Raw genomic sequence first — 25,326 nt, forward strand, 5'->3', positions numbered from 1 at the left:
ATCTCGTTCGAGATATGACGTGTTTTGGATTCACCGAAAGCTACGTTGCATTCGGTATTACGTCAATCTCTTGCGAGGTGCTGCCGCAGGTCATAGCCGGTAAATTGATGCAATGACGGTGCCGTTGAATGCAACGTTGCGTTGCAATGAAGCGTTAGGGAGTGATCTGCAGTTCCGCCCACCGACTCGTCCCGCCCGAGTGCACGTGTACACCGCACCGGGTCGCCAGTGCGCTGACGATGCCGAGGCCCCGGCCGTGCTCGTCCGGGTCGAGGGTGGATGCCTGCAGCCCCGTCGCCGTCACCGGGCCCCTGTCGGTCACCTCGACGCGTACGGCTCCACACCTGTCCACCTCGCTCCGCGAGAGGCTCAGCGTCGCCGGGGGCAGGGCGTGGACGACGGCGTTGGTGAGCAGTTCCGAGGCCACCAGCAGTACGTCTTCGGTCAGGTCCGCGGTCAGGTTCCAGTCGGTGAGGATCGTGCGGATGTGTCGGCGGACGGCCGAGACGGCTCCCGGCGCGTGCGGCAGCGGAAAGACGTGCTCGGCTTCCCCGCGGGGCGCGGCGTCGAGCTGCGCTGCTGGCATGTTTCCTCCTCGGGGAAGCGCGTGGCGGCAGACCGGGCGTGGTGATGGCACGCTAAGGAGGGAAATTCCGCCGGTCAATGAACATCGGTCGGCATTACCGAACGACAGTCCCAAATCGGAAAAACTCGGACTACCATCGCTTCATGGCCGGCCCAGTCCAGTCCATAGAGCGAGCCGCGGCGATCCTGCGCCTGCTCGCCGGTGGATCCCGTCGAATGGGGCTGGGCGAGGTCGCGTCATCGCTGGGTCTGGCCAAGGGCACCGCCCACGGAATCCTGCGCACCCTGCAACACGTGGACTTCGTGGAGCAGGACCCGGCGACCGGAAAGTACCAGCTCGGGGCGGCTCTGCTGCACCTCGGCACCAGCTATCTCGACGTCAACGAACTGCGCTCGCGCTCCATCAACTGGGCCGACGCCCTGGCCGCCCGCAGCGGCGAGGCCGTACGCCTGGGCACGCCCCTGGAGGGCAGGGTGCTCGTCATCCACCATGTCTTCCGGCCGGACGACACCCTCCAGACCCTGGACGTCGGCGCTCTGCTGCCCTTGCACGCCTCCTCACTCGGCAAGGTCCTGCTGGCCTTCGGTGCCACGCCCGTCGACGCCCTGCTGGAGGAGGCACCCGAGCCGTACACCCGGCACACCCTGGTCCACCGGGAGGAGATCAACCGGGCGCTGGCCGAGATACGGGAGCTCGGCTGGGGCGCAGAGGTGCAGGAGATGAGCATGGGGGAAGCCGGAATCGCCGCGCCGATCCGGGGGCAGGGCGGTCTGGTGGTGGGCGCGATCGGGGTGTCCGGCGCCGTCGAGCGGATCTGCGACACCAAAGGCCGGCCTCAACCGGCCCTGATCACCGTGCTGCGGGAGGCGGCACGTGCGATCTCCAGAGACCTGGGCGCGGCCCGCTGGTAGGCCCCCAGCACCTCCGCGACACATCGGAAGGGAGGGCCGATCATGGTTGAGCGGTATGTGATGTCCATCGACCAGGGCACCACCTCCACGCGCTGCATCCTGTTCGACCACAGCGGACGGCTGGTGTCGGTCGCCCAGCGGGAGCACCAGCAGTTCTTCCCGCGGCCGGGCTGGGTCGAGCACGATGCCGTCGAGATCTGGCGCAATCTCCAGCGCGTCGTACCCGAGGCACTGTCGAACGCCGGCATCGACGCGGAACAGATCTCGGCCATGGGGATCGCCAACCAGCGCGAGACGACGGTCCTGTGGGACCCACGGACCGGGGCCCCGCTGGGCAGGGCCATCGTCTGGCAGGACACCCGCACCGCCCCGCTCGTCGACGAGCTGCGAAAACAGCCCGGGGACGAGTTCTTCCTCGAACACTGCTGCCTGCCCCCGTCGACCTACTTCTCCGCACCCCGCATTCGCTGGCTGTTCGACCACGTCGACGGACTGGAGCAGCGCGCCAGGGACGGCGAGGTGCTCTTCGGCACGATCGAGAGCTGGCTCATCTGGAACCTCACCGGCGGCACGGACGGTGGCCTGCACATCACCGACGCCACCAACGCCAGCCGCACCATGCTCATGGACATCCGCACGCTGACCTGGGACGAGGCCCTGATGGACTTCTTCGGGGTGCCACGCTCGATGCTCCCGGAGATCCGGCCCTCGGCAGAGCGGTACGGCGAGGCCCGCTCGCTCCTGCCGGGCGTCCCCATCACGGCCGCCCTCGGCGACCAGCAGGCGGCCCTGTTCGGACAGACCTGCTTCTCGCCCGGAGAGGCGAAGTGCACCTACGGGACCGGCAGCTTCCTGGTGATGAACACCGGCACCGACCTGGTGCGCTCCCAGCACGGGCTGCTCACCACCGTCGCGTACAAGATCGCTGACCAGCCCACGGTCTACGCCCTGGAAGGCCCGATGGCCGTCACGGGCTCGCTCGTCCAGTGGTTCCGCGACCGGCTGGGCCTGATCCACAGCGCACCCGAGATCGAGACACTGGCGCGCACCGTGGAGGACAACGGCGGCTGCTACATCGTCCCCGCCTTCTCCGGCCTCTTCGCACCCCACTGGCGCAGCGACGCCCGGGGCGTCATCGTCGGCCTCACCTCGTACATCACCAAGGGGCATCTGGCCCGGGCCGTCCTGGAGGCCACCGGCTGGCAGACCCGCGAGGTGGTGGACGCCATGAACGCCGACTCCGCCCTCGCCCTGAAGCAGCTCAAGGTCGACGGCGGCATGACCTCCGACCATCTGCTCATGCAGATCCTGGCCGACGTGCTCGACGTTCCCGTCGTACGGCCCCTCGTCCACGAGACGGTGTCCCTGGGCGCCGCCTACGCGGCGGGGCTCGCGGCCGGGTACTGGCCGGACCTGCAGGTGCTGCGCCGCAACTGGCACATGGCCGGCCAGTGGCTGCCGGACATGGACCCCGGACGGCGCGAATGGGAGTACGCCAGCTGGAAGCGGGCCGTCGAGCGGTCCCTGGGGTGGATCCAGCCGCCGATGCGGCCGTGACGTGCCGGTGTTCAGGAGGGTGGCGGACTGGTACTGGGCCCGCTCGGTGGCGTTGCAGGGCTCGACGGCGGGTCCGTGGGTGTGGGCGGTCCGGTCCCGCTCGGCGTGGGCGTAGGGGGAGCCGTGGTCGCCGGGGGCGTGCTCGGCGGCGGCGTGGGCGTGGCCGTCGTAGGGGCGGGGGCCGTCCGAGTGGGGGGCGTGGTGTGGCTCGGCGGGTTCGCGGGGTGCGGCCTGGCCTCGGTCTGCGGGCTGTGGGTCTGCGCGGGCAACTGGAGACGGAAGTCGTCCACCGGTCGGCCTTTCAGTGCGGCGGACATGTACGCCGTCCAGATCCGGGTCGGATAGGAGCCGCCGTTGACCCGGCTGATGCCGGCGGCGTCACCGAGGGAGATCCGGGTGTGGTCCGTGGGCTTCTCGGCGAACATGGCCACCGATGTGGTCAGTTCGGGGGTGTAGCCGACGAACCATGCCGAGAGGTTGTTGTCCGTCGTACCGGTCTTCCCGGCGGCCGGCCGGCCGAGAGCGGTGGCCAGATAGCCGGTGCCCCCGGGGCTGACGACGCCCTTCAGCACCGAGGTGACCTGGTCGGCCGTGGCGCGGGAGAACGCCCGGGTGGCGTCGTGACCGGGCAGGTCGTACGCCTTGTTGTCGCGGGTGAGCTTCTGCACCGCCCAGGGGGCGATGTGCCGGCCGTGGTCGTCGAAGGTCGCGTACGCCCCGGCCATGTCGAGCGGACTGGGCGTGGCCACGCCGAGGGTCAGGGCGGGTGTGGCCCCCATGTCGGGCGTGTCGGCGGGGAGTCCGGCCGCGACGGCGGCCTTGCGGACCCGGGCGAGTCCGGCGTCGGCGCCCTCCTGCGCGTACACGGCGTTGACGGACTTCATCATCGCCGTACGCAGACTGATCCGGCCGTAGTCGCGGTCGTCCTCGTTGGGCGGGCAGTAGTGCAGACCACGGGGCAGGCCCTGCACGCAGTGGCGGCTGGTGCCGTCGTAGCGGGTCCCGGGAGTGATGGCTCGGCCGTCCTGCGTGGTGGCGTGGTGCTCCAGTCCGGCCGCGAGGTCGAACGGCTTGAAGGTGGAGCCGACCTGGAGATCGTGCCGGACGGCGTCGTTGTAGGGACGGACGGCGTAGTCGGGTCCGCCGTAGGCGGCGACGATCCGTCCCGTCGACGGGTCGACGGACGCCGCGCCGACCCGGATGGACCTGGCCTTACGGGTGCCGGGCAGCTCCCGCAGGCCGTTCTTCACCGCGGCGACCAGCGCCTGCTGGTCCTTCCTCACAAAGGTGGTGGTGATCTGCCAGCCGCCCGAGCCGAGCGTGGCCTCGTCGACGATGCCGTTGTCGACCAGGTACTTGTGGGCGATGTCGATGAGGTATCCGGCCTGGCCGCCGACACCCGGCGTGGGCCGGGGCGGCTCGGGCGTCGGGAAGGCCATCCCGGCGCGCCGGTCCTTGTCCAGGTAGCCGAGGTGGACCATGCCGTCCAGGACGTAGTTCCAGCGCGCGACGGCCGCGGCCCTGAGGGCCGGGGTCGCGGTGGAGACGTCGTAACTGCTGGGTGCCTTGAGCAGCGCGGCGAGGTAGGCGCTCTGAGGAACGCTCAGCTGGGAGGCGCGGATGCCGTAGTACGCCTGGGCGGCGGCGCGGATGCCGTAGGCGTTGCGGCCGAAGTAACTGGTGTTCAGATACCCCGCCATGACGGAGTCCTTGCTCTGCGTCTCGTTGACCTTGATCGCGATGATGGCCTCTTTGACCTTGCGGTCGAGGGTCTGCTCGCGGGTGAGGTAGTAGTTCCGCACGTACTGCTGGGTGATGGTGGAACCGCCCTGCAGCCCTCTGCCGGTGACGGTGCTCCAGGCCGCGCGCAGGATGCCGCGGGCGTCCACGCCCTGGTTGGAGTAGAACGTGCGGTCCTCCGCGGCCACCACGGCGTGCTGCATGGCGACGGAGATCTCCGACAGCGGCAGCGATTCGCGGTTGACCGCGCCCGTACGGCCGATCTCGGTGCCGTCGGCGTAGTAGTAGACGTTGCTCTGACTCACCGCCGCGGCGTTGGGATCGGGGACCTGGACGATCACGTACAGCGCGAAGAACGCCGCGACCGCGAGCAGCACCACGGTCAGCAGACTGCTGAGCACCATGCGCCAGGTGGGGAACATCCTGCGCCACCAGGGCATCGCCTCGCGTGCCGCCCTGCGCAGCAGCCGGGCGCGTCGACGGGTCTGCCGCGCGGTGCGAAGTTGCCTGCGCCAGGCGGCGACCGGTCTGCCTGCGGACTCGCTGTCCCCCTTGTTCATACCTGCGCCGTTCTTCAGGCCGGCAGGGTCGGGGGGTGCGCCTCGGGGCGCGAACCGGACGCGGCGCGCCGCTCCGAAGTGCCGTAAATACCACTAATGGAATAGCATTTTCCCCTTTGTGGACGAACCATGCCTGTGACGGTGGCCCGTGGGGCAGCTTTCCGGCAGGGCGGGACGGGTCCACGACCCATGCCCGACGGGGCGAACAGCCGGACCCCTTGGGGGAGTTGTCCCTTCCCCTGGCGAGAAGCGGTCTTCGCACACCCCTCGTGCACGGAACGGGCGCGGAGGCACTCGGCGTCTCCCGACCCGCAAGGGCAGGGGACGACCGTCCTGTCCGGTGATGTCGCGGGCGCGATCGGCTCGACCACCGGCTGGTCGACGCGATCGTGCCGCTCACCCGTCCGGTGGTCGTCGGCCAGGGCACGCGCCTCTTCGCCGCCACCGGCCCGGACCCTGGGACTCGACTTGGTCGACCTGCGGTCCACGCCGAAGGGGCTGACCATCCAGACCTACCGCACCACTGGCCGCCCGCGGTACGAGGCGGCCACGGCCTGAACCACGGCCGCGGCCACCTCGGGCTGCCTCAGGGCGTCATGGCCTCAAGCACGAGCGCCGTGTCCACGAACTGTTCGAAGCGGACGATCAGGCCGCCGCGGACCACGAAGTGGTGCGCGACGCGGACGCCGATCGGCTTGCGGGTGGCCTTGTTGACGGCCGTGTAGCGGGCGAGGACGACGACGTTCTCGCCGTCGACGACGTAGGTGTCGTCGTGGGCGGTCCAGCCGTCCCAGTCCTTGCCGAGTTTCTCCATGACGTGGGAGGTGACGCCCTCGGGGGTGCGGTACGTACCGGCCAGCGGGAAGCCGGCCATCTCCGTCCACTCCACATCGGGGGCCAGGGTGGCGCGCAGGGCCTCCAGATCACCGGCCGCGGAGGCCAGGTACTGGCGGCGTACGACGTCGGCCGGGGCGGTGGAGGTGGCGAACTCGGCCATGGTCAGCCCCACTTCATCTCGCCCTTGGCGACCTTCGCGCCGATCTGGGCGGCGATCTGCATGCCGTTGCCCGGGTAGCGCTTGATGAGCGCCTCCGTCAGGGCGGCGCCGTCGGCCGCCTTGTCGAGCTCCTCCTCGAAGGCGAGCAGGTACTCGCGGGTGGCGGCGATGGCGGAGGCGTCGGCGGGCGCGTCCGGGAGGCGGTGGCCGGGGACGACCAGCTGCGGCTCCAGGGCGGCCATGTCGTCGAGCAGGTCGATCCAGGCGGCGCGGTCGCCGGGGGTGGGGGTGTCGGCGACCCAGACGTGTTCCTGCTGGAAGAGCAGGACGCCGCCGAGCAGGGCGCGGTGCTCGGCCTGCCACAGGTAGTGGCGGTCGGGCAGTCCGGACGGGCCGCCCCTGAGCTCGAAGCGGTGGCCCTCCAGGGTGAGGTCACCGGTCAGGGGCTCGATGTCGACGAGGCGGGTGGGCAGGTTCGGGCCGAGCGCGGCCCAGGCCTTGAGCTTGCCCTCGTAGGAGTGCCGGATGTGCTCGATGACGATCGGGGTGGCGACGAACCTCGCCTCGGGGAAGGCGTCGGCGAGGGCCTCGGCGCCGAAGTAGAAGTCGGGGTCGCCGTGGCTGATGAAGACGGTGGTGAGGGTCTTGCCGGAGTCGAGGATCTCGGCGACCAGGCGGTGGCCGTCGGCGCGGGTGAAGCCGGCGTCCACCAGCAGTGCCTCGTTCTCGCCGGTGACGAGGGTGGCGGTCTTGTTCTTGCTGCCTGCGGGGAAGTCCAGGTCGAGGACCTTGAAGGACAGGGTGCTCATGGGTGGTTCCTTGAGGGGAGTGGGCGGGGTGGGGACGCTGGGAGGGCGATCAGGAGGCGTGCAGGGCGGTGAGCTGCCGGTCGATCTCGTCGGCGTCGGCGCGGCCGTAGGCCACAGGGGTGACGTGGTCGTCGTCGACGGCGAGGAGGGTGGGGAAGCCGGTGACGCCGAGTTCGGCGGCCCGACGGAAGTCGGCCTCGGCGGCCGGCTGCGCCTCGGCGCCCTCGAAGGCGGCCACGACGGCGTCGGCGTCCAGCCCGGCCTGCTCGGCGACCTTCCGGTAGGTGGCCGGGTCCGAGAGGCTGAGGCCGTCGACGTAGAAGACATGCTGCAGAGCGGCGGCCAGTTCCGCCGCGCGGGCGGGAGCCGCCTGGCGCAGGGCGGCGACACCGCGCGCGGCGGCCTCCGAGTCCATCACGAACGAACCGTCGGCGATCAGCCGCTCGTACGCCGCGCCGAACTCGGCGCCGGTCACCTCGGCGATCTTGGCGTTCGCGCCCTGGACGTAACCGAACTCCCGGATCGGCACCCGGCGCGCCCCGGTGAACAGACCACCGGAGACCACCTCGACCGGGAGGCCGGGGTGACGGGAGACGACCTCGAGCAGCGTTTCGGAGAACCCGTGCGACCAACCGCAGTAGGCGTCGAAGACGTAGACCAGCTTCATCGAAGACCTCGGCAAGGAGAGGGTGCGCCCGCGTCTGCGAGCGCCTTGCCTGAGAAAACAGTAACTGACTCGTCAGATATTTCCTTACACGTGTGACGCCGACCACATTCAGGGCAGGCGCGGCAGTACGTCCCGGGCCGATTGGCTGAGGATGCGCAGGTCCTCGGCGAACCGTTCGTGATCCTCGGCCGGCAGAGGAGCCAGGAAGTAGCGGCGGATGTTCTCCACGTGCAGCCGGGAGGCACGCACCGCGGTCTCCTCGCCCCGTTCCGTGAGGCGCACCAGCCGGCCGCGCCGGTCGCCGGGATCCTCGGCGCGCTCCACCAGCCCGGCGGCCTCCATCCGGTCCACCAGGCGGGTGGCGCCGCCCGTGGTCAGCACCTGCTCCTGGGCGATGGCCCGCATCGACAGGCCCGGCTCGCCCGCGCGGCCCAGGATCAGCAGCACCTCGAACATCAGATGGCTGATCCCGCACTCCTCCTCCAGGGCGCGCCCCAGGATGTACTCCAGCCGGTTCGCCGCCCCCTGCAGCCTTCCGAACGCCAGCACCAGCGGGTCGTTCGCAGCGTCTCTCGCCGACGAGATGTCCGCCTGCTCGTCCACGTCGCCACCGCCTGTCGGGTCTTCCACGGCTTCCATCCATTGATCATGCCGTGCCGGCGCCCCGGACGTGGAGAAAGGGTGACGCCTCGGATGGGCAGTGGGCGGTGCCGGCACCGTTCCTGCCCGTTGTGCAGGTCCGCAGGCCGTCGGTCTACGGCCTCTTCCGCCGCCGGCAGCGGCCGGTGCCTGGGCGGCGGTGCCGACCGGGCTGCGGGCCAGGGCGGATGCGGCGGGGCCGATCACGTGGGAGGTCGACGTCGACTCCACGACCTGCCGGGCTCACCAGCACGCCGCAGCCCACCCCGCCGGAAAGGAGCCGCCCGGCGGCATGGGCTGCGGTCACGCGAGATTCGTACTGGTCGGGGCAACGGATGACACCGCCCCGGTAGCCGGTCTCGGCCTGGTACCGGGGCGCCGTCCTGAGCGCCGTGCGTGCTCAGTCGATGTCGGTGGTGGCGAGCCCGGCGTAGACGTCGGGCCGGGTGCGGCGCATCCGGGCGGCGAGGGCGACGCCGATGAGGAAGACGGCCGGGGTGAGGGCGACCAGCGACCAGTTGACGGCCGGGCCGGCGCCGGTGAAGAGGTTCAGGCGGGTGCAGACCAGAGCGGTGGCTGCGGCGAGCAGGACCGCGGCGGCGCCGGGGGCGACCAGGGTGCGCAGCCGTCCCTCGCCGCGTTGCGGGGCGTTGCGGCGGAAGAAGGCGACGACCGCGCAGGCCGCCAGCAACTGCAGGACGAGGATGCCGACCACGCCGGGGGTGTTCACCCACAGCAGGAACTGGTTGTACGGGTCGGCACCGATCGCCGCGAACACGGCCACGGTCGCTGCCGCAAGGATGCTCTGCACGAGGCCCGCGATCCACGGGGAACCGTGCCGGGGATGGATGCGGCCCACAGGGGTGGGCAGGGCGTGCTCGGTGGCGAGGGCGTAGCCGTAGCGGGTGATGGCGTTGTGGAAGGCGAGCAGGGAGGCCAGCAGGCTGGTGATGATCAGGATGCGCTGGAGGTCAGTGGCCCAGGTGCCGACGTACTGCGTCATGGCGGTGAAGAACATCTCGGCCGGGTTCTTGGCCGCCGCGCCGACCGCGCCGTCGTTGCCGAACGCCTGCACGATCACCCAGACGACGAACGTGTAGAAGAGGCCGAGGAAGCCGACGGCGACATAAGTGGCGCGGGGCACGGTGCGGTCGGGGTCGCGGGCCTCCTCACGGTAGAGGGCGGTGGCCTCGAAGCCGGTGAAGGCGGCGGCGGCCAGTCCCAGGGGCGCGCTCATCTGCGAGACGAACACGTGGGACGGTGCGAAGGAGGCGAGGCTCAGGCCGCTCGCCCCGCCCTTGATCAGGATCGCGCCCGCCAGCAGTACCAGGATGGCGGTCTCGGCGATCAGCAGCGCGGCCAGGACCTTGGCTCCCAGAGAGATGGAACGGAAGCCGAGGAACCAGACGACGGCCACGCCCGCGAAGGCGTAGGCCCACCACGGCAGGTCGACGCCGAGCAGGTCGTCGGCCGTGCCGGCGGCGAAGAAGCCGAAGGCCCCGAACACACCGATCTCCATGGCGTTGTAGGAGAACAGCGCGAGCAGCGCCGCACCGAGCCCGGCCGGACGCCCCAGCCCCCGCGTGATGTAGGAGTAGAACGCGCCCGCGTTGCGGATGTACGGCGTCATGGCCGTGAAGCCCGCCGCGAACAGACACAGCAGGACACCGATGGCCAGGTAGGCGACCGGGGCGCCGATGCCGCCGAAGAGGATCGCCAGCGGTGCGACACCGGCCATCACCGTGAGCGGCGCGGCCGCCGCCACCACGAAGAACACGATGTCGGCAAGGCCGAGCGTGCCGCGCCGCAGGTGGCTGCTCGCGTCGGTCCCGGCGGTCTGTGGGGGCTGCTGAGGTGCGGTGGGGACGAGGGGCTCGGTCATGAGGTCTCCCGGTGGCGGTGTGATCGAGGGGATGAGCGGGGGTGCCCCTGACCCGCGGGCCGGCCGTGGCGTCGGCGTACTGACCGTACGTCTAGCCTCTTGCGGCACGCGACGGGGTGGAGATGCCGGCTTCGTGTGTGCGGCGGCCGGCGAGCCAGGTGCCCAGGACGGGCAGGTGCGCCAGTTCTGCCGGTGCGGTGGTGACCGGGTCGGCGGCCAGATGCACCAGGTCGGCGCGCATACCGGGGCGCAGCGCGCCCCAGTCCTTCTCCTCGAACGCCTGGTGGGCGCAGCCCGCGGAGTAGGCGGCACATGCGGTCGCGGTGTCGATCCGCTCTTCGGGGAGCCAGCCGCCCTCGGGAGTGCCCTCGGGGGTCTGGCGGGTGACTGCGGTGGCGATGCCCCGCAGTGGTTCATGGGCGGTGACCGGCCAGTCGCTGCCGAAGGCGACGCGGGCGTCGGAGGCGAGCAGGGAGCCGATCTGGTACTGCCGCCGGCCGCGTTCCTCGCCGATCCGCGGCAGGATCAGTTTGGTCATCAGGGGGTCGCACTGTGCCCACAGCGGCTGCAGGTTGGCGATCACGCCGAGGGCCTTGAAACGGGGCAGGTCGGCGGGATCGATCAGCTCGGCGTGGGCGATGACGGGCCGCCGGTCGCGGGCACCGTTCGTACGGTCGGCCTTCTCGATGGCGTCCAGGGCGGAACGGACCGCGCCGTCCCCGATGGCGTGCACATGCGGCCGGAACCCGAGCGCGTCCACGGCGACGACGGCCTCGGCGAGCTCGGCAGGTGCCCAGGTGGCCATGCCGTGCGAGTGGGGACAGTCGGTGTAGGGCTCCAGCAGTGCGGCGGTGCCCGCCTCGATCACTCCGTCCGCGAAGAACTTCACACTCCGCGCGGTGAGCAGTCCGGGTGCGGCGCTCTCGATCCGTTCGCGGTCGGACGTGAAGCGTTCGATCCGCTCCCGCCAGCCGCCGGGTTCCAGGAGGAAGCACAGGTCGGCGCGGACCGGCAGGCCCGGTCCGGTGGTCGCGGCGGTGATCCAGACGTCCACGAGGTCGGGCGTGACCAGGGCGTCCTGCACCCAGGTCACCCCGGCGGCGGCGAACCGGGCGGCGGCCTCGCGCAGGGCGTCCACGTGCGCTGCGCGGGATGGCGTCGGCACGAGGGAGAGCACGGGGTTCAGGGCGCCGAACTCGCGCAGCGTGCCCAGCGGTTGGTCACCGCCGTCGCGGCGGACGATCTGGCCGCCCGCGGGGTCCGCGCCGGCGGCGGTGTACCCGGCGCGCCGTAGGGCCTCGCTGTTCACCCAGGCCGTGTGGTGGTCGGAGGTGCGCAGCAGCACCGGGCGGTGGGGTACGGCGGCGTCCAGCCACCGTGCGTCGAACAGCCCGTGCGGTGCCAGCCAGGGGTCGAAGCCGTCGCCGGTGATCCACTCCGCCTCGGGGTGCGTTTCGGCCCAGCGCCGTACGGCGTCGACGATCTCCTCGACGGAGGCGCACTCCCGGACGGGCACACCGCGCAGCCCGAGCCCGCCGAGCACCGGATGGGCATGGCCGTCACCGAACGCCGGCAGCAGCGCCCCGCCCTCCAGGTCGACCACGGCCGTACGAGGGCCCCGAAGGGCGAGCGCCTCGGCGCCCACGGCACTGATCCGGCCGTCCGTCACGGCGAGGGCCTCATGGCAGCGGGCGTCGGTGTCCCCGGTGCGGACGGTTCCCCCGGTGAAGACGATGTCTGCATGCATGGCGTGGCAGTGCCCTCCTGCGACCTGGTACGACGTCCGAGCCCGTAACTGAATGGCATTCGGTTTCGGGTAATGTAGGCGTCGCCGCAACGGAGCGGAAGAGTTTTACTGAAAGTCATTCGGTAATGTTTGGGATACGGCAGCCCGAGCGGCCCGCCCTCCCGTACACGCGAGACGAGGAGTCGCCGTGCCACGGCCACGCACCCCGCTGCTGGACCGGCGGCGCATCGGCGCCGCCGCACTGCGTCTGGCCGACGAGCAGGGCACCCTCACCATCCCCGCCCTGGCCCGCGCCCTCGGAGTGGCCCCCTCGGCGCTCTACCACCACGTCTCGGGCCGCACCGAGATCATCTCCCTCATGCGCGAGGAGCTGGCGCTGACCACCGGCGGCGCCGACCAGGACTGGTCCCAGCCCTGGGCCCAGGCCCTGGAGGCCTGGGCCCGCTCCTACCTCGCCGCGTTCGCCGCTCACCCCGGCGCGGTGCCGCTGCTCGCCGTCGCCCCGCTCGCCGAGCCCTTCATCCACGCCATGTACGAGAAGATCGCCGAACTGCTGCTCGCCGCGGGGTTCGCCGAAGCGCAGGTCATGCCCCTGGTCACCGCCCTGGAGAGCTTCATCCTCGGCTCGGCCCTCGACCTGGTCTCCCCGCCGGTCATGGTCTCCGACGTCACCCGCGAAACAGCCCCGCACCTCAGCGCCGTACTCGATCAGACCCCGACCGACCACACGCGCGCGCAGCACTCCTTCGACACCGGCCTGCGGGCCATGCTCACCGGCTTCGGCCACCTGCTGAGCGACAACTGACCCGCCCTCACCCCTCAGCGGGCCGAGGAACGGCCATCTCTCCGAGCGGCGACCAGTCGTCCTGCGGGACCGTCGCGTTGATGATGCGCGGGGTCTCGGCGAGATAGGACGGCAGTGTCTTCCGGGCGGTCCGGAAGTGCTCGGAACCGACGTGCCCGGCGCCCGCTTCCTCGTCGCGGAAGGCCTCCACGAGGACGTACTCGGCCGGGTCGTCGATGCTGCGGGACCAGTCGAACCAGAGGCAGCCGGGTTCGGCGCGTGTCGCCCGGGTGAATTCGGCAGCGATCTCCGGCCAGTCGTCCGCGTGCTCGGGCAGGACGCGGAACTTCGCCGTGATGAAGATCATCTCAGTGCTCCTCGGAGGGTGTGGTGGGCTGAACCGGCCGTGTCGAACGCGGCCGTGCTCTTCGTATGACATGGTCGCTGCCGAGGGCGTCGGCGCGCCGTGGTCGTATGCCTTCCCGCGAACACGGCGCGCCGGACCGAAGAGGGGCTTCGGCGACCGCTCCGCAACGACATGGGCCCAGTGGCGCCGCTCTGGGCACCCAAGTCGAAAGCCTGTCGCGGGCGGACAGGGCCGTTGCGGGCAGCGCCGGCATCGTGGCGTCGAACCACGGAACCCTCGGGTCAGCGCCGGCCCTCCCCACTGGGAGCAGGGCAGCCCAGGGGGCGCGCCGTGGAGTGACTGGGCGAGGATCCGCCGCTGCTCTGCTTCTGCCACCGAACCTTCAGTTGCCGCCACCAGGGCTGTGGATCATCCGGCTCGACGGGTGCGTCCGGCAGCGCCGAAAAGGCGCCGGCCTTCGCGTGCCAGCCGCTGAACACGGCACGGAACACCGGGTGGGGCTCGTGCGGTAGAGGGCCCCTCGATGAAGCCACTGTGCTCTCCTTCGCTTGCTCCGTTACCGTTAACGTGACCGCTAACGTGATTGTTGCCCAGCGGAGGAGAGCCCGTCAACGCCCACCGCCGTACGGGTGACCGGCGCGGCCGGCCCGTGGACCTGATTGACTTGGACACAGGGCGGCACAGGAACAGAAGTGAGTGGGCAGCGTGGCCGGACAGCGGGGAACGGAAGACCAGCGGGCGCGAGGTGTGAAAACCGTCAAGCGCGTCACGCTCCGCGACGTCGCCCAGGCGGCGGGCGTGTCCCATCAGACCGTCTCCCGGGCGATCAACGGCAAGGGGGAGATCGACCCGGCAACCCAGCAACGCGTGCTCGATGTCGCGAAGCAGTTGCGGTACCGGCCCAGCCGGTTCGGCCGGGGGCTGGTCCGCCCCGACGTCGTATCCGTCGGGCTCATCGTCCCCGACGTGGTCAACCCCTTCTTCCCGGAGTTCGTGGCAGGAGTGATCGCGGCCGCGGACGAACGCGACTGGCAGGTCCTCGTCGCCAGCACCGAGAACGACCGGTCCCGGGAGCTGGCCCTGGTGCGCTCACTCGGCCAGCAGGTCGACGCCCTGGTCGGCTACATCAGCCATCCCGACGCGCAGCTCGAGCCGTACGTGGGCGGCACGCCGCTGGTCCTGGTCGATCGCGGTACGGACTCGACGCACCACGCGCTGGTCCACATCGACACCGCGACGGGGATCCGGGCCGGGCTGCAGCACCTCATCGACCGTGGTCATCGCCGGATCGGCCTGATCGACTGCGAGTGCTTGAGCGCCCCGCTGGTCCGGCGCCGGACCTTCCTCGAACTCGCCGGCGAATACGCGCTGCCGGTCGACGAAGACTGGATCGTCATGGCCGAGCAGTCCCCGGCCGGGGGCGCCGCCGGGTTCGAGGCGCTGTACGCCGCGCACCCGGACCTGACCGCTGTGGTCGCCTTCAACGACCTGGTGGCGATCGGCGCGCTCCGGGCCGCCCGCCGGCTCGGGGTCCAGGTACCGGACGACTGCGCACTGGTCGGCTACGACGGGCTGAGCGTCGTCGATCTGATCGACCCGCCACTGACCACCCTGCACCTGGACAAGCGACGGCTGGGCGAACTGGCCATCCACCAGGTCGACCAGCTCCTCGCAGGCGAACAGCCACCCCCTATCGTCCTGACACCCAGCCTGAAAGTCCGTGGCACGACGTGATCCCGTCGGAAACGCCGAAACCCCGGTTCCGCCAACCCTGGCGGAACCGGGATCCTGCTCTTTGCGCCGACGCTTAACTCATCGCACCTCCCGCGCATACGGCGCCACGACGATCCGGTCGATCAGCGGTGCGTAGCGGGAGCGCAGCAGCACCCCCGGGAAGGTCTCCGAGGCGTACGTCGTGCCGTCGAAGTTCGGCAGTTCCTCCGAGCGGAAGGTGATGGTGTTCCGGCCCTTCTCGAGGTGGACCGGGACGGTCAGTTCCCAGAAGTTGTCCTGGTGGAAGGTGTGCGGGAAGCTGACGCGCTGCATCGTGCCGCCGTTCACGGTGATGTCGGCGTGGCGGGCCAGCGGGTCCGGGTTGTAGTGGGTGGCCTCGGACTGTTCGGGGTTCGAGTAGCGGACGCGCAGCGCGTACAGGCCGGGCTTGTCCGCGGTGACTGAGAACGTCGCCGTGTTGCCGTTGCCGGGATCGCCGCCGATCCCGGTGATCGCCGTACCGTCCGTCGCCAGGGGCAGTGAGGTCAGGGTGGCCGAGCCCGCGAGCCTGGCGTCCTGCGCCTCGTACGTACGCGCCTTGAGGGTGCCGTCGGTGGGTGTGACCCTCAGTCGGTCGACGAGGGTGGCGGTCGAACTCCCGGTCACCGTCACCTTGTTGATGCCGCCCGAGAGGGAGACGGCCACCTTGTGCCTGGCCTTGGTCACGTGCAGCACGTCGTGCCCGTTGACCGACAGCCGTGCGTCCGCGGCGCCGAGGGTGTCGATGTCGAGGGTGGCCTCGCGGTCGGCGGGGGAGTAGACCCAGAACGTGGCCGTCTGGCCCTTCGCGAGCCGGGCCGCGCCCGAGCCCGTGGCAGGGGTTCCGGCCTGCTTCGGCAGGTCGTAGACGGGCCGCGCCCCGCCGCCCAGCCAGGCCAGCTCGCCCTCGTAGACCTCGGTGGCCGCCGACGGGTCAGGCAGGGACAGGGTGAGGCGGTCGACGATGGCGTCGCCCTTGGTGGCGCGCTTGCCGTCGAGGCTCTGCGCGGCGAGCGTCAGGGTGTGCCTGCCCTTGGTGAGATGCACCTTGGTGTCGGTGTGGTCCCACACGACCCACTTGTAGCCGAGCGGCAGGTACAACTCCTGCTCGCTGTCGGCCTGTCCGTCCACCCGCAGGAAGACGTTGGTGGGGCCCTGCTCCTTCACCTTGTCGAAGGTGTTGAGGGAGTTGGCGAAGACACCCAGGTCGTACGTGCCGTCCTCGGGGACGTCCACGGCGAAGTCGAGCGTGACGTCCGAGCCGGTGCGCAGGCCGCCGACGTCGTAGCCGCCGGAGGTGTAGAACTTCGACACGTCGGCCGTCGAGCCCTCGGGACCGTTCCTGGAGTAGCCGGACCCGGTGTGGGCCGCGTCCTCCGCCTCGTACGACCCCTGCCAGCGCACGGGCGCCGACTGTGTCCCCTTCGCCTTCCCGGCGGGGCTAAGGACGATCTCGTACGCCGAGGACTCCTTCAGCTTCGGCAGCGCGCCGTCGCCGAAGTCCACGACGGCCGTTCCGTCGGCACCGACCTTCAGGTTCGTCTCCGTCAGCAGCTTCGGGCCGGAGTTGTCGCCGATCTGCCCGCTCCAGTCGATCTCCCGCACCCAGGCGTGGACCTGATCTCCGAAGACCTTCTTGGGGATGCCCGCGAAGGTGATGTGGCCGTTGCCGTTCGAACCGCCGAAGATCAGCCTGGTCTGCTTCTTCTTCTCGTCCAGCGTGGCCACGCCCTGCATCGTGTAGTTCTGGCCGGGGAACGGCGGGGTCACCTTCACGGTGTGGCCGCTCATCGAGGCGTACGAGTGCAGCAGCCACCACTGGCCGTTGCCGCGGCCCGACTGCACCGCCGAGTCGGAGAGGTTGCCGTCGATGTTCCAGTACGCGATGTCGGCGTCCACCTTGGACTCCTCGATCGCGGACACCCACTGGATCATCTGGCCGGGGACGGAGGTGTGGTAGTTGAAGGCGTACTCGTTGATGTTGATGGGGAGTTGGGTGCCCTCGCGGGAGGTTCCCCTGAAGAGGTCCTTCTCCCACGCCCGGTATGTGGCCACGCTCTCGCGCACCGCCTCCGGGTGGCTCAGCTCGTGCCAGGTGATGACGTCCGGGAGCGTACCGGCGGCCAGGGTGTGGGTGAGGAAGCCCTTCACCTGGTCGTACAGGATGCTGGTGTTGGGGCCCGCGATCTTGGCGTCAGGCATCTTGCCCTTGATGAGCTTGTAGGCGGAGTCCCAGGCGGCGAAGTAGTCCTTGGGGTCGCTCAGCCAGCTGACCTTGTCGTAACTCCACTCGCCGGTGCCGAACATGTTGCCCTCGGGCTCGTTGAACGGCACGAAGACGATGTTGTCCTGGTACTGCTTGGGCAGTTGCAGCACCTGGTCGACCTGCTTGGCGATCTTCTCCTCGTAGAGCCTGAGCTTCTCCGCCGGGGTGTCGCCGGGCCACTCGTACGGGAAGCCGCGGTGGATGTCCGTCATGTAGATGTACACGTCGCCGTCGGTGGAGTCGGCCAGCGGCTTGACCACGTCCAGTGCGTCGGCGCCGGGGTGCTGCGGGCCGTCCTGTGCCTTGGTGGAGACCGTGCGCAGTCCCATGCCCTCGATGAGGTTGTTGGTGGGGACGCCCGGCCCGTACACGCCGTAGAGGGTGCCTGAGGCGCCGCCGTGGAACGTGCCGGTGTCCGAGCCGAGGTCGACGGTGAGCGCTCCCTCGCGGACCACGGTGACGGTCGCCTTCACCGCGCGTCCGGCGGCGGTTCCGGCCACCGCGAAGGTGCCCGGCTGCGCGTACTTCTCGGCCGGTACGGCGTCCCAGGTGACCGGCGTGTCGCGGTCGTAGCCGTCGGAGAAGGAGGAGCGGACGGCCGCGGGCAGGGAGGGGGCCGCCCCGGTCGTCGTACGGACCTCGAAGGACGTCTGCGAGAGCTGCTGGAGGGTGGGAAGCGTCCCGACCGTGCCGGCCACCTGCTCGGCGGTGAGTGCCGAGTGCCAGACCGTGAAGTCGTCGACCGCGCCCTTGAGCAAAGGGTCCGGGTAGAAGGACCTGCCGATGTAGCCGGCCGCGGTGGCCGAACCGTCCAGCAGATCCCTGGCCCTGATGTTGGTGGCGGCGGAGGAGACCGCCACGCCGTCGAGGTAGGTGGTGACCCGGTGGGCGGCGGTGTCGAGGGTGACGGTGACGGTCCGCCAGACGTCCGCGGGCAGCGGAGCGTACCCGGAGACCTGCGCCTCCGCGCCCCCTCCGCCGGTGGTCACGGCGGTGCGCAGCACACTGCCGTTGTACGGCGTCGTGAACAGGTACTTGCCGGTGTCGGTGCCCAGATCGAAGATCCGCTGCCAGGCCGACTTGTCGCCGCTCCACTTCACCCGGGCCGAGACCGTCAAGTCGCTTGCGTCACCCAGCACTTCGCGGGGGAGGCGGACGTACGCGCCGTCCGAGGTGGGCGCCCCGCCGGGCAGGGACAGCGCCTTGCCGCCGTCCGATCCTGCGACGGACTGCGCGGTGGAGCCGTTCACCAGGGTCGCCGTCAGCCCGTTCCCGGAGCTGTCGGTGATCCTGCCGGAGGCGAGGTCGTCCTGGTCGAAGGTGTAGTGGGCGGCGGGCTGGGGCGTATCGGCTGCCTGCGCGGGGACGGCCGGTGCGGCCAGCAGGCCCGCACCGAGAGCCAGCACCATGGCGGCCGGAGCCCGGCGCCGGGCGGATCTGTCAGCGGATGGCATGGATTGCGTCCTCAATCCTCGGAGTCTGCGTCGAACCGGTTCGGTTCTGTGGCCGACCGGGCCCGTATTTGTTGGCGAGGCTCTGCGCGGCCCGCGGTCGTCGGAAGGATCACTTCATCGAACCGGTTCGGGGAAGCTAGCACCGGGGGTCCTGGTCATCAATCCCCTCGACCGGAGGAATCAGGACCTTCTGTCGCACGCGAAAGTTTTCGTCCAAGGTGTTGACAGCCGTTGTGTCCGTTCCTACCGTCACTTCACGCGAACCGGTTCGACGATCGGAATCGCCCAGCAGCTCCCAACCCCCTGTCGGTGAACCGATGAGTACTCTCTCCCAGGAGAAGTCGAACCGGTTCGAGCAAGATTTCGAGCAAGGAGCCGCCCGTGAACATCGGAGAGATCGCCCGCCGGGCCGGTGTCTCGCGGAGCACCGTCTCCTACGCACTGAGCGGCAAGCGCCCGGTCTCGGACGACACCCGCCGGAAGATCCAGCAGGTCATCGACGAGCTCGGCTACCGCCCGAACGCCAGCGCCCGCGCCCTCGCCAACGGTCGCACCAACACCATCGGCCTCGTCTTTCCGCCCGCCGGCAACCACTACACCGGCATGCAGCTCGACTTCATCGGCAGCGTGGTGGAGGCCGCCGCGGCCTACGACTACGACGTACTGCTCTCACCCAGCGGCGTCGACAGCGACCGTTCGTTCCAGCGGCTGCTGGGGGAGCGGCGGGTCGACGGCGCGATCCTGATGGAGATCAGGCTCGAGGACGACCGGGTCGACCACCTGGCCGAGCTGGGCTTCCCCTCCGTCGCCATCGGCCGTACCGCCCACCCGGAAAGCGGCTGGTGGGTCGGCCTGGACCACACGGCGCTGGCGGCGGCGTGCGTCCACCACCTGGCAGACCTCGGCCACCGCCGGGTCGCCTTCGTCAACCGTCCCGAGCAGCTGCTGCGGGCCGGGTACGAGTCCGCGCACCGCGGCCTGGACGGCTTCACCAAGGCCGCGGCCGAACGCGGGCTGAACGTGCGGACGTACTGCTGCGGGGACGACGCGGCCTCCGGCGAGGCCTGCCTGGAACAGATCCTGCACGACGACCCGGCCACCACCGGCCTGGTCACCCTGAACGAGGCCGCGCTCGGGGGCCTGTACCGAGGGCTCGCCCAGGCGGGCCGCCATGTGCCGCGCGACTTCTCCGTCACCGGGGTCGTCGCCGGCCGCTGGGCGGAGACGGTGACCCCGCAGCTCACCGCCGCCGACGTACCGGCCGAGGAGATGGGCCGGCGCGCCGTCGACCTGCTGGTGGAACGGCTCGACCATCCCGACGCCCCGCCCCGGCACCATCTCCTCGCACCGCCGATCTCCCTGCGGGCCAGCACCGGGCCCGTCACCGCGCCCTGACCGCACCCGCGTAGCACTCCTCAACTCGCCTCACTCAACCGGCCGTTCGCACCGCTCGACAGCGCGCCCTCCGTCGTGCCCGCTTCTCCTCGCCGTGCCCGCTCGTCCTCGCCCTGCCAGGACAGGCCTGTACCACCCATGCCTTCACCCACCCGTGCCCTCGGCACCCGCATGCCCAGACCAAAGGAACCCTCGCCATGAACAGCTCCTCCAGACAGCGCCGTCTGACCGCCGCGGCCGTGACCGCGCTCGCCGTGGCCGTCTCCGCCACCGCCTGCTCCTCCGGCTCGGGCAGCACCGACACCAAGGGCGCCGGCGGCGGCACGTTCACGATCTGGGACCCGTACCCGCAGTTCGACAAGAGCTCGGACTGGGCGAAGCTGCTGGACCAGTGCGGCACCAAGGCCGGAGTGAAGGTCAAGCGGACCGCCTTCGACACCAGCGACCTGGGCAACAAGACACTGCTGGCGGCGCAGCAGGGCAACTCGCCGGACGTCCTGATCGTCGACAACCCGGTGGTGTCCACCCTGGCCGAGGCAGGCGTGCTCACCACCACCGACGACAACAAGCTGGACACCTCGAAGGTCGACCCCAATCTGCTCGCGGCCGGCCAGTCCGGCGGCAAGACCTACGGCACGCCCATCGGCGCCAACACCCTGGCCCTCTACTACAACAAGGCGGTGCTGAAGAAGGCCGGCGTGGACGTCGCCTCGATCAAGGACTGGACGTCGCTGACCGCGGCGCTGGCGAAGGTCAAGGCGGCCGGCAAGAAGGGCATCACCTTCTCCGCGATCGGCACCGAGGAGGGCAGCTTCCAGTTCCTGCCCTGGTTCTGGGGATCCGGCGCCAAGCTCACCGCACTCGACTCCTCCCAGGCCGTGTCCGCGCTGTCCCTGTGGAAGGACTGGCTCAAGCAGGGCTACGCCCCCAACTCGGTCCTCAACAACACCCAGACCACCAGCTGGCAGGAGTTCGCCAGCGGCGACTACGCGTTCAGCGAGAACGGCACCTGGCAGCTCGCCAACGCCAAGAAGGCGGGCTTCGACTACGGCGTCCTGCCCATCCCCGCGGCGACGGGCGGCAGCGCGGCGGCCCCGACCGGCGGCGAGTTCGTCACCGTCCCGGTCCAGAAGGACACCGGCCGCTACGCCACCTCCCAGAAGCTGGTGACCTGCCTGACCAGCGGCGACAACCTCTACACCACCGACACCACGCTGTCCTACGTGGCCCCCACCAGCGAGGTCCAGGACAAGCAGGTGACCGCGAACGCCGATCTGAAGCCCTGGGTCGCCGCGGTCAAGGCCGCCAAGGGCCGCACCAGCGACGACCTGGGCACCAAGTACCCCAAGATCTCCGAGCAGATGTGGAAGGCCGTCCAGTCCGCCCTCAGCGGCTCCAAGTCGCCCAAGGACGCGTTGAGTTCGGCGCAGGCCGCGGCCAAGTGACATGAGCCCCATGAAACAGATGAAGCAGACGACCCGTCCGCCTGACCAGCGGCCCGCGGACGTCCGGAACGGGGCGGCCACCGCCGCCCCGCCCCCGGCCCGCGCCAGGAAGCGCCGCCGGCCGGCCTCCACGCAGTGGGCCGCCTGGGGATTCCTCGCCCCGGTGACCCTCTACCTCGCCCTCTTCTACGCCTATCCGCTCTACCGCAACATCGACCTGAGCCTGCGCAACTACACGGTCCGCTCCTTCGTCCAGGGCGACGCCCCCTTCACCGGTCTCGCCAACTACCGCACCGTCTTCGACAACCCGACCTTCGCCCCGGCCCTGCTGCACACCGCGCTCTTCACCGCCGTCTGCCTGGTCTTCCAGTACGCCATCGGGCTCGCCCTCGCGGTCTTCTTCAACCAGCACTTCCGGCTCTCCGCGACCCTGCGCGCCCTGTTCCTCGTACCGTGGCTGCTGCCGCTGATCGTGTCGGCGTCCACCTGGTCGTGGATGCTCAACACCGACTCCGGCGTCGTCAACGCCGCCCTGCACGCCCTCGGCATCGGGCCGGTCGACTGGCTGACCTCGCCGTCCTGGTCACTGACCTCGGTGATCATCGCCAACATCTGGATCGGCGTCCCGTTCAACCTGGTCGTGCTCTACAGCGGTCTGCAGTCCATCCCGGCCGGCCTGTACGAGGCCGCCGCGCTGGACGGGGCGGGTGCCTGGCGGCGGTTCTGGAGCATCACGTTCCCGCTGCTGCGCCCGGTGTCCGCGATCACCCTGCTGCTGGGGCTGGTCTACACGCTCAAGGTCTTCGACATCATCTGGATCATGACCAAGGGCGGCCCGGCCGACTCCTCCACCACCTTCGCCACCTGGTCCTACCAGCTCGGCTTCGGCAACCTCCTGCCGGCCTTCGGCCCGGGAGCGGCCGTCGGCAACCTGCTCGTGGTCGCCGCGCTCGTCTTCGGCCTGGTCTACGTCCGGGTGCAGAGAAAGCAGGCCCTGTCATGAGCCGCCTCCACAGGCGTACGTGGCTGAAGACCACGATCGGCGTCGTGCTGACCGCGATCATGCTCTTCCCGGTGTACTGGATGCTCAACGTGTCCCTCACCCGTGACCAGGACATGCGCAAGAGCCCACCGGACCTGCTGCCGCTGCACGGCACCCTGGCCGGCTACCGCACCGTCCTCGACGAGCAGTTGCCCTACCTCGGCACCAGCCTCGTCATCGGCCTCGGCACCGTCCTGCTGACCGTGCTCCTGTCCGCCCCCGCCGGCTACGCACTCGCCAAACTGCGCCCGCGCGGCGGCGGCATCCTCAGCTTCGTGCTGCTGGCCGCGCAGATGATCCCCGGCATCATCATGGCGATGGGCTTCTATGCCATCTACCTGCAACTCGGGCTGCTGCAGTCCGTTCCCGGCCTGATCGTCGCCGACTCCACCCTGGCCGTCCCGTTCGCGGTGCTGATCTTCACGGCCTTCATGTCCGGCATCCCCGGCGAACTCCTCCAGGCCGCGCAGATGGACGGGGCGATGGCGCTGCGTACCTTCTGGTCCGTGGTGCTGCCGATGAGCCGCAACGCCGTCGTCACGGTGTCCCTGTTCGCCTTCCTGTGGTCCTGGTCCGACTTCGTCTTCGCCAGCACCCTGGTCAACGGCGGCGCCCATGAGCCGATCACCCTCGGCATCTACCACTACATCGGCAACAACAACCAGCAGTGGAACGCCATCATGGCCACCGCCGTCGTGGCCTCGCTGCCGGCCGCGGTGATTCTTGTTCTCGCCCAGCGATACGTTGCGGCCGGCGTCACCGCCGGTGCGGTGAAGGACTGAGCCGTGCGCTGCCGCTGCGGCTGCCGTCCGCTGTCTGCGGCTGCGTCGTGGCTGGTCGCGCAGTTCCCCGCGCCCCTTGAGGGTGGTGTCCCTGCCCCCAGCCTGCTCAGAGCCCCCGTTGTTGCCTCCTGCTCCAGAAACGAGTCACGTCACCATGACCGCCGCCCGATCCGGCCCGGCTTTCTCCGTCCACGACATTCCGTTCAGTACCTACGGATCCTGGTTCGACATCTCGCCCGTGATCGCGGAGAAGACGTACGCCGAGGATCTCCACCTCGTCTCGCACCAGAACGGCATGCACGGCGTCCTGCGCCTGGTCCCCCTGAACCCGGCGAAGGGCGATCGCGCCGCGACCAGTGTCGAGGCGACTCCGGGCCTGCTCAGCTGGATCGGCGGGAGCGGCCGTGTCGACCTCGCCTACGAGTCGCCGGACACCGTACGCCTGCGGGGGAGTGGCCTGGGCATCGGGGTGTTCGCCGCCGCGCGGGCACTGACCCCGTTCAGCGGGACGTACTTCTTCCACGACCCGGCGGCGGGCGCGTACGTCTTCACGTCGTACGAGACCGGACGCCGGTACCGCGTGACCGTACTGTCCGGCACCCTCGCGGAGGCGGCCGGAGCCCAGGCCCTGGGTAGTGCCGACCGCGGTGTCGCCATCTCCGAGGAGGCGGGAGGCAGTTGGGAGATCGCGGTCGAGGAACTCGACACCGCCCGCCCGCCGTACAAGTCCTCGGCGACCTTCGCCGAGATCGTGGCGAGCGCACAGGGCACGTTCGCGGACTTCGTCGACGCGGTGGCACCCTGGCGTTCGTCCGCCACACCCGCCGCCGAACTCGCAGCATACGTGGTCTGGTCGGCGACGGTACGGCCCACGGGCCTGGTCACCCGGCCCGCGGTGCTGATGTCCAAGCACTGGATGGACAAGGTCTGGAGCTGGGACCACTGCTTCAACGCCCTTGCCCTGGCACCCGGTTCGCCGGAGCTGGCGCTGGATCAGTTCCACCTGCCCTTCGATCACCAGGACGCCGCAGGCGCGCTGCCCGACTCGGTCACCCACTCCGAGGTCCTGTACAACTTCGTCAAGCCGCCCATCCACGGCTGGGCCTTCGGCCACCTGCGCCGCCGTCTGCCGACACCGCTCGACCGGGTCCAACTGGCCCAGGCGTACGACCGGTTGGAGCGCTGGACGCACTTCTGGCTCACGGCACGACGAGCCCCGGGGGCCGAACTGCCCTACTACCAGCACGGCAACGACAGCGGCTGGGACAACGCCACCACCTTCGACCCGGAGCGCGTGGTCGTCACCGCCGACCTGGCCGCCTTCCTCGTCCTCCAGCTGCATGAACTCGCCGATCTGGCCGGAGAGTTGGATGATGCGGACGCAGCGCGCCGATGGGCGGCCGCCGCCGAGGAGACACAGGCGGCGCTGCTCGACCAGCTGTGGACCGGCGAACGGTTCGTCGCCCGGAGAGCCGCCGGCGGGGACACCTGGAGCAGCGCAAGCCTCCTCGACCTGATGCCCATCGTGCTGGGCGAGCACCTGCCCGGCGAGATCAGCAGCGCGCTGGCCGACCACATCAAGGCCCACCTCACTCCGTACGGCCTGGCCACCGAACTGACCACCTCCCCGCACTACCTCGCCGACGGCTACTGGCGCGGCCCGATCTGGGCCCCGGCCACCGTCCTGGTCGAGGACGGCCTGCGCCGCGCCGGACACCACCGGCTGGCCGACGACGTCAGCGCCCGCTTCCGCGCCCTGTGCGAGACCCACGGCTTCGCCGAGAACTTCGACGCCCTCACCGGAACGGGCCTGCGCGACCGCGCCTACACCTGGACCGCCAGCAGCTACCTCCTGCTGGCCGAAGCCCACGCACACCGAGAGGGCCGCTGAGCGGCCGCCTCCCGCGAGCTCCGGGGCCGTTCAGTCCCCGGTCCGTCCCCCCC

19 protein-coding genes are annotated in these 25,326 nt (G+C 70.3%); 9 read left to right on the plus strand and 10 right to left on the minus strand.

Annotation, left to right across the window (positions count from 1 at the left end; all coding sequences use genetic code 11):
- Positions 1-154 precede the first annotated feature (154 nt).
- The gene (locus ABD355_RS13450; RefSeq protein WP_344400465.1) at positions 155-586 is read right to left on the minus strand and encodes an ATP-binding protein; all 432 of its coding nucleotides are present in this window, start codon (positions 584-586) and stop codon (positions 155-157) included.
- Between the two features lie 143 nt (positions 587-729).
- Between ABD355_RS13450 and ABD355_RS13455 the strand changes: the two genes are divergently transcribed.
- Both ABD355_RS13455 and glpK read left to right on the plus strand, forming a co-directional pair.
- The gene (locus ABD355_RS13455) at positions 730-1,497 is read left to right on the plus strand and encodes an IclR family transcriptional regulator (protein ID WP_344400466.1); all 768 of its coding nucleotides are present in this window, start codon (positions 730-732) and stop codon (positions 1,495-1,497) included.
- Between the two features lie 42 nt (positions 1,498-1,539).
- The gene (gene glpK / locus ABD355_RS13460; protein WP_344400467.1) at positions 1,540-3,054 is read left to right on the plus strand and encodes a glycerol kinase GlpK; all 1,515 of its coding nucleotides are present in this window, start codon (positions 1,540-1,542) and stop codon (positions 3,052-3,054) included.
- 11 nt (positions 3,055-3,065) lie between these two features.
- On the opposite strand, the gene ABD355_RS13465 is transcribed toward glpK, so the two are convergent.
- The 7 genes from ABD355_RS13465 to ABD355_RS13495 all read right to left on the minus strand — a co-directional run bounded on the left by ABD355_RS13465 (position 3,066) and on the right by ABD355_RS13495 (position 12,095).
- Positions 3,066-5,354, minus strand: a complete 2,289-nt coding sequence (locus ABD355_RS13465) for a transglycosylase domain-containing protein (protein ID WP_344400468.1) — start codon at positions 5,352-5,354, stop codon at positions 3,066-3,068.
- A gap of 586 nt (positions 5,355-5,940) precedes the next feature.
- On the minus strand, positions 5,941-6,351 hold the full coding sequence (locus tag ABD355_RS13470; protein ID WP_344400469.1) for a nuclear transport factor 2 family protein: 411 nt from the start codon (positions 6,349-6,351) through the stop codon (positions 5,941-5,943).
- Positions 6,352-6,353: 2 nt separating this feature from the next.
- Positions 6,354-7,160 (minus strand): MBL fold metallo-hydrolase, encoded by an 807-nt coding sequence (locus ABD355_RS13475; protein WP_344400470.1) that lies wholly within the window; start codon positions 7,158-7,160, stop codon positions 6,354-6,356.
- 49 nt (positions 7,161-7,209) lie between these two features.
- On the minus strand, positions 7,210-7,827 hold the full coding sequence (locus ABD355_RS13480; RefSeq protein ID WP_344400471.1) for a DsbA family protein: 618 nt from the start codon (positions 7,825-7,827) through the stop codon (positions 7,210-7,212).
- Between the two features lie 108 nt (positions 7,828-7,935).
- The gene (locus tag ABD355_RS13485; RefSeq protein ID WP_344401202.1) at positions 7,936-8,430 is read right to left on the minus strand and encodes a MarR family winged helix-turn-helix transcriptional regulator; all 495 of its coding nucleotides are present in this window, start codon (positions 8,428-8,430) and stop codon (positions 7,936-7,938) included.
- Between the two features lie 436 nt (positions 8,431-8,866).
- Positions 8,867-10,348: an APC family permease gene (locus ABD355_RS13490; RefSeq protein ID WP_344400472.1), complete on the minus strand. Its 1,482-nt coding sequence runs from the start codon at positions 10,346-10,348 to the stop codon at positions 8,867-8,869.
- 91 nt (positions 10,349-10,439) lie between these two features.
- Entirely contained in the window at positions 10,440-12,095 is a 1,656-nt protein-coding gene (locus ABD355_RS13495; RefSeq protein WP_344400473.1) for an amidohydrolase, read from the minus strand.
- 187 nt (positions 12,096-12,282) lie between these two features.
- Between ABD355_RS13495 and ABD355_RS13500 the strand changes: the two genes are divergently transcribed.
- Positions 12,283-12,900 carry a TetR/AcrR family transcriptional regulator gene (locus tag ABD355_RS13500; RefSeq protein ID WP_344400474.1) on the plus strand — a complete coding sequence of 206 codons (618 nt, stop codon included), beginning with the start codon at positions 12,283-12,285 and terminating at the stop codon, positions 12,898-12,900.
- A gap of 7 nt (positions 12,901-12,907) precedes the next feature.
- Here ABD355_RS13500 and ABD355_RS13505 read toward each other — a convergent pair whose 3' ends face one another.
- Complete coding sequence (locus ABD355_RS13505) at positions 12,908-13,246, minus strand: putative quinol monooxygenase (RefSeq protein ID WP_344400475.1); 339 nt, start codon at positions 13,244-13,246, stop codon at positions 12,908-12,910.
- Between the two features lie 747 nt (positions 13,247-13,993).
- Here ABD355_RS13505 and ABD355_RS13510 point away from each other — a divergent pair.
- On the plus strand, positions 13,994-14,980 hold the full coding sequence (locus tag ABD355_RS13510) for a LacI family DNA-binding transcriptional regulator (RefSeq protein ID WP_344400476.1): 987 nt from the start codon (positions 13,994-13,996) through the stop codon (positions 14,978-14,980).
- Positions 14,981-15,058: 78 nt separating this feature from the next.
- Here ABD355_RS13510 and ABD355_RS13515 read toward each other — a convergent pair whose 3' ends face one another.
- Positions 15,059-18,673 carry a LamG-like jellyroll fold domain-containing protein gene (locus ABD355_RS13515; RefSeq protein ID WP_344401203.1) on the minus strand — a complete coding sequence of 1,205 codons (3,615 nt, stop codon included), beginning with the start codon at positions 18,671-18,673 and terminating at the stop codon, positions 15,059-15,061.
- A 426-nt stretch (positions 18,674-19,099) separates the two neighbouring features.
- Here ABD355_RS13515 and ABD355_RS13520 point away from each other — a divergent pair, with 426 nt between their 5' ends.
- The 5 genes from ABD355_RS13520 (at position 19,100) to ABD355_RS13540 (ending at position 25,273) form a co-directional block, all read left to right on the plus strand.
- The gene (locus ABD355_RS13520) at positions 19,100-20,113 is read left to right on the plus strand and encodes a LacI family DNA-binding transcriptional regulator (RefSeq protein WP_344400477.1); all 1,014 of its coding nucleotides are present in this window, start codon (positions 19,100-19,102) and stop codon (positions 20,111-20,113) included.
- A gap of 197 nt (positions 20,114-20,310) precedes the next feature.
- A complete protein-coding gene (locus ABD355_RS13525) occupies positions 20,311-21,558 on the plus strand; it encodes a sugar ABC transporter substrate-binding protein (protein ID WP_344400478.1) in 1,248 nt (415 codons plus the stop codon).
- A gap of 19 nt (positions 21,559-21,577) precedes the next feature.
- A complete protein-coding gene (locus ABD355_RS13530; protein ID WP_344401204.1) occupies positions 21,578-22,561 on the plus strand; it encodes a carbohydrate ABC transporter permease in 984 nt (327 codons plus the stop codon).
- Positions 22,558-23,382, plus strand: a complete 825-nt coding sequence (locus tag ABD355_RS13535; RefSeq protein ID WP_344400479.1) for a carbohydrate ABC transporter permease — start codon at positions 22,558-22,560, stop codon at positions 23,380-23,382. Before ABD355_RS13530 ends, ABD355_RS13535 begins: the two co-directional genes overlap by 4 nt.
- Before the next feature lie 154 nt (positions 23,383-23,536).
- Complete coding sequence (locus ABD355_RS13540) at positions 23,537-25,273, plus strand: amylo-alpha-1,6-glucosidase (RefSeq protein WP_344400480.1); 1,737 nt, start codon at positions 23,537-23,539, stop codon at positions 25,271-25,273.
- Positions 25,274-25,326 lie beyond the last annotated feature (53 nt).

Origin of the sequence: Streptomyces longisporus (genome assembly GCF_039532765.1) — a bacterium.
Taxonomy (GTDB): Bacteria; Actinomycetota; Actinomycetes; order Streptomycetales; family Streptomycetaceae; genus Streptomyces; species Streptomyces longisporus.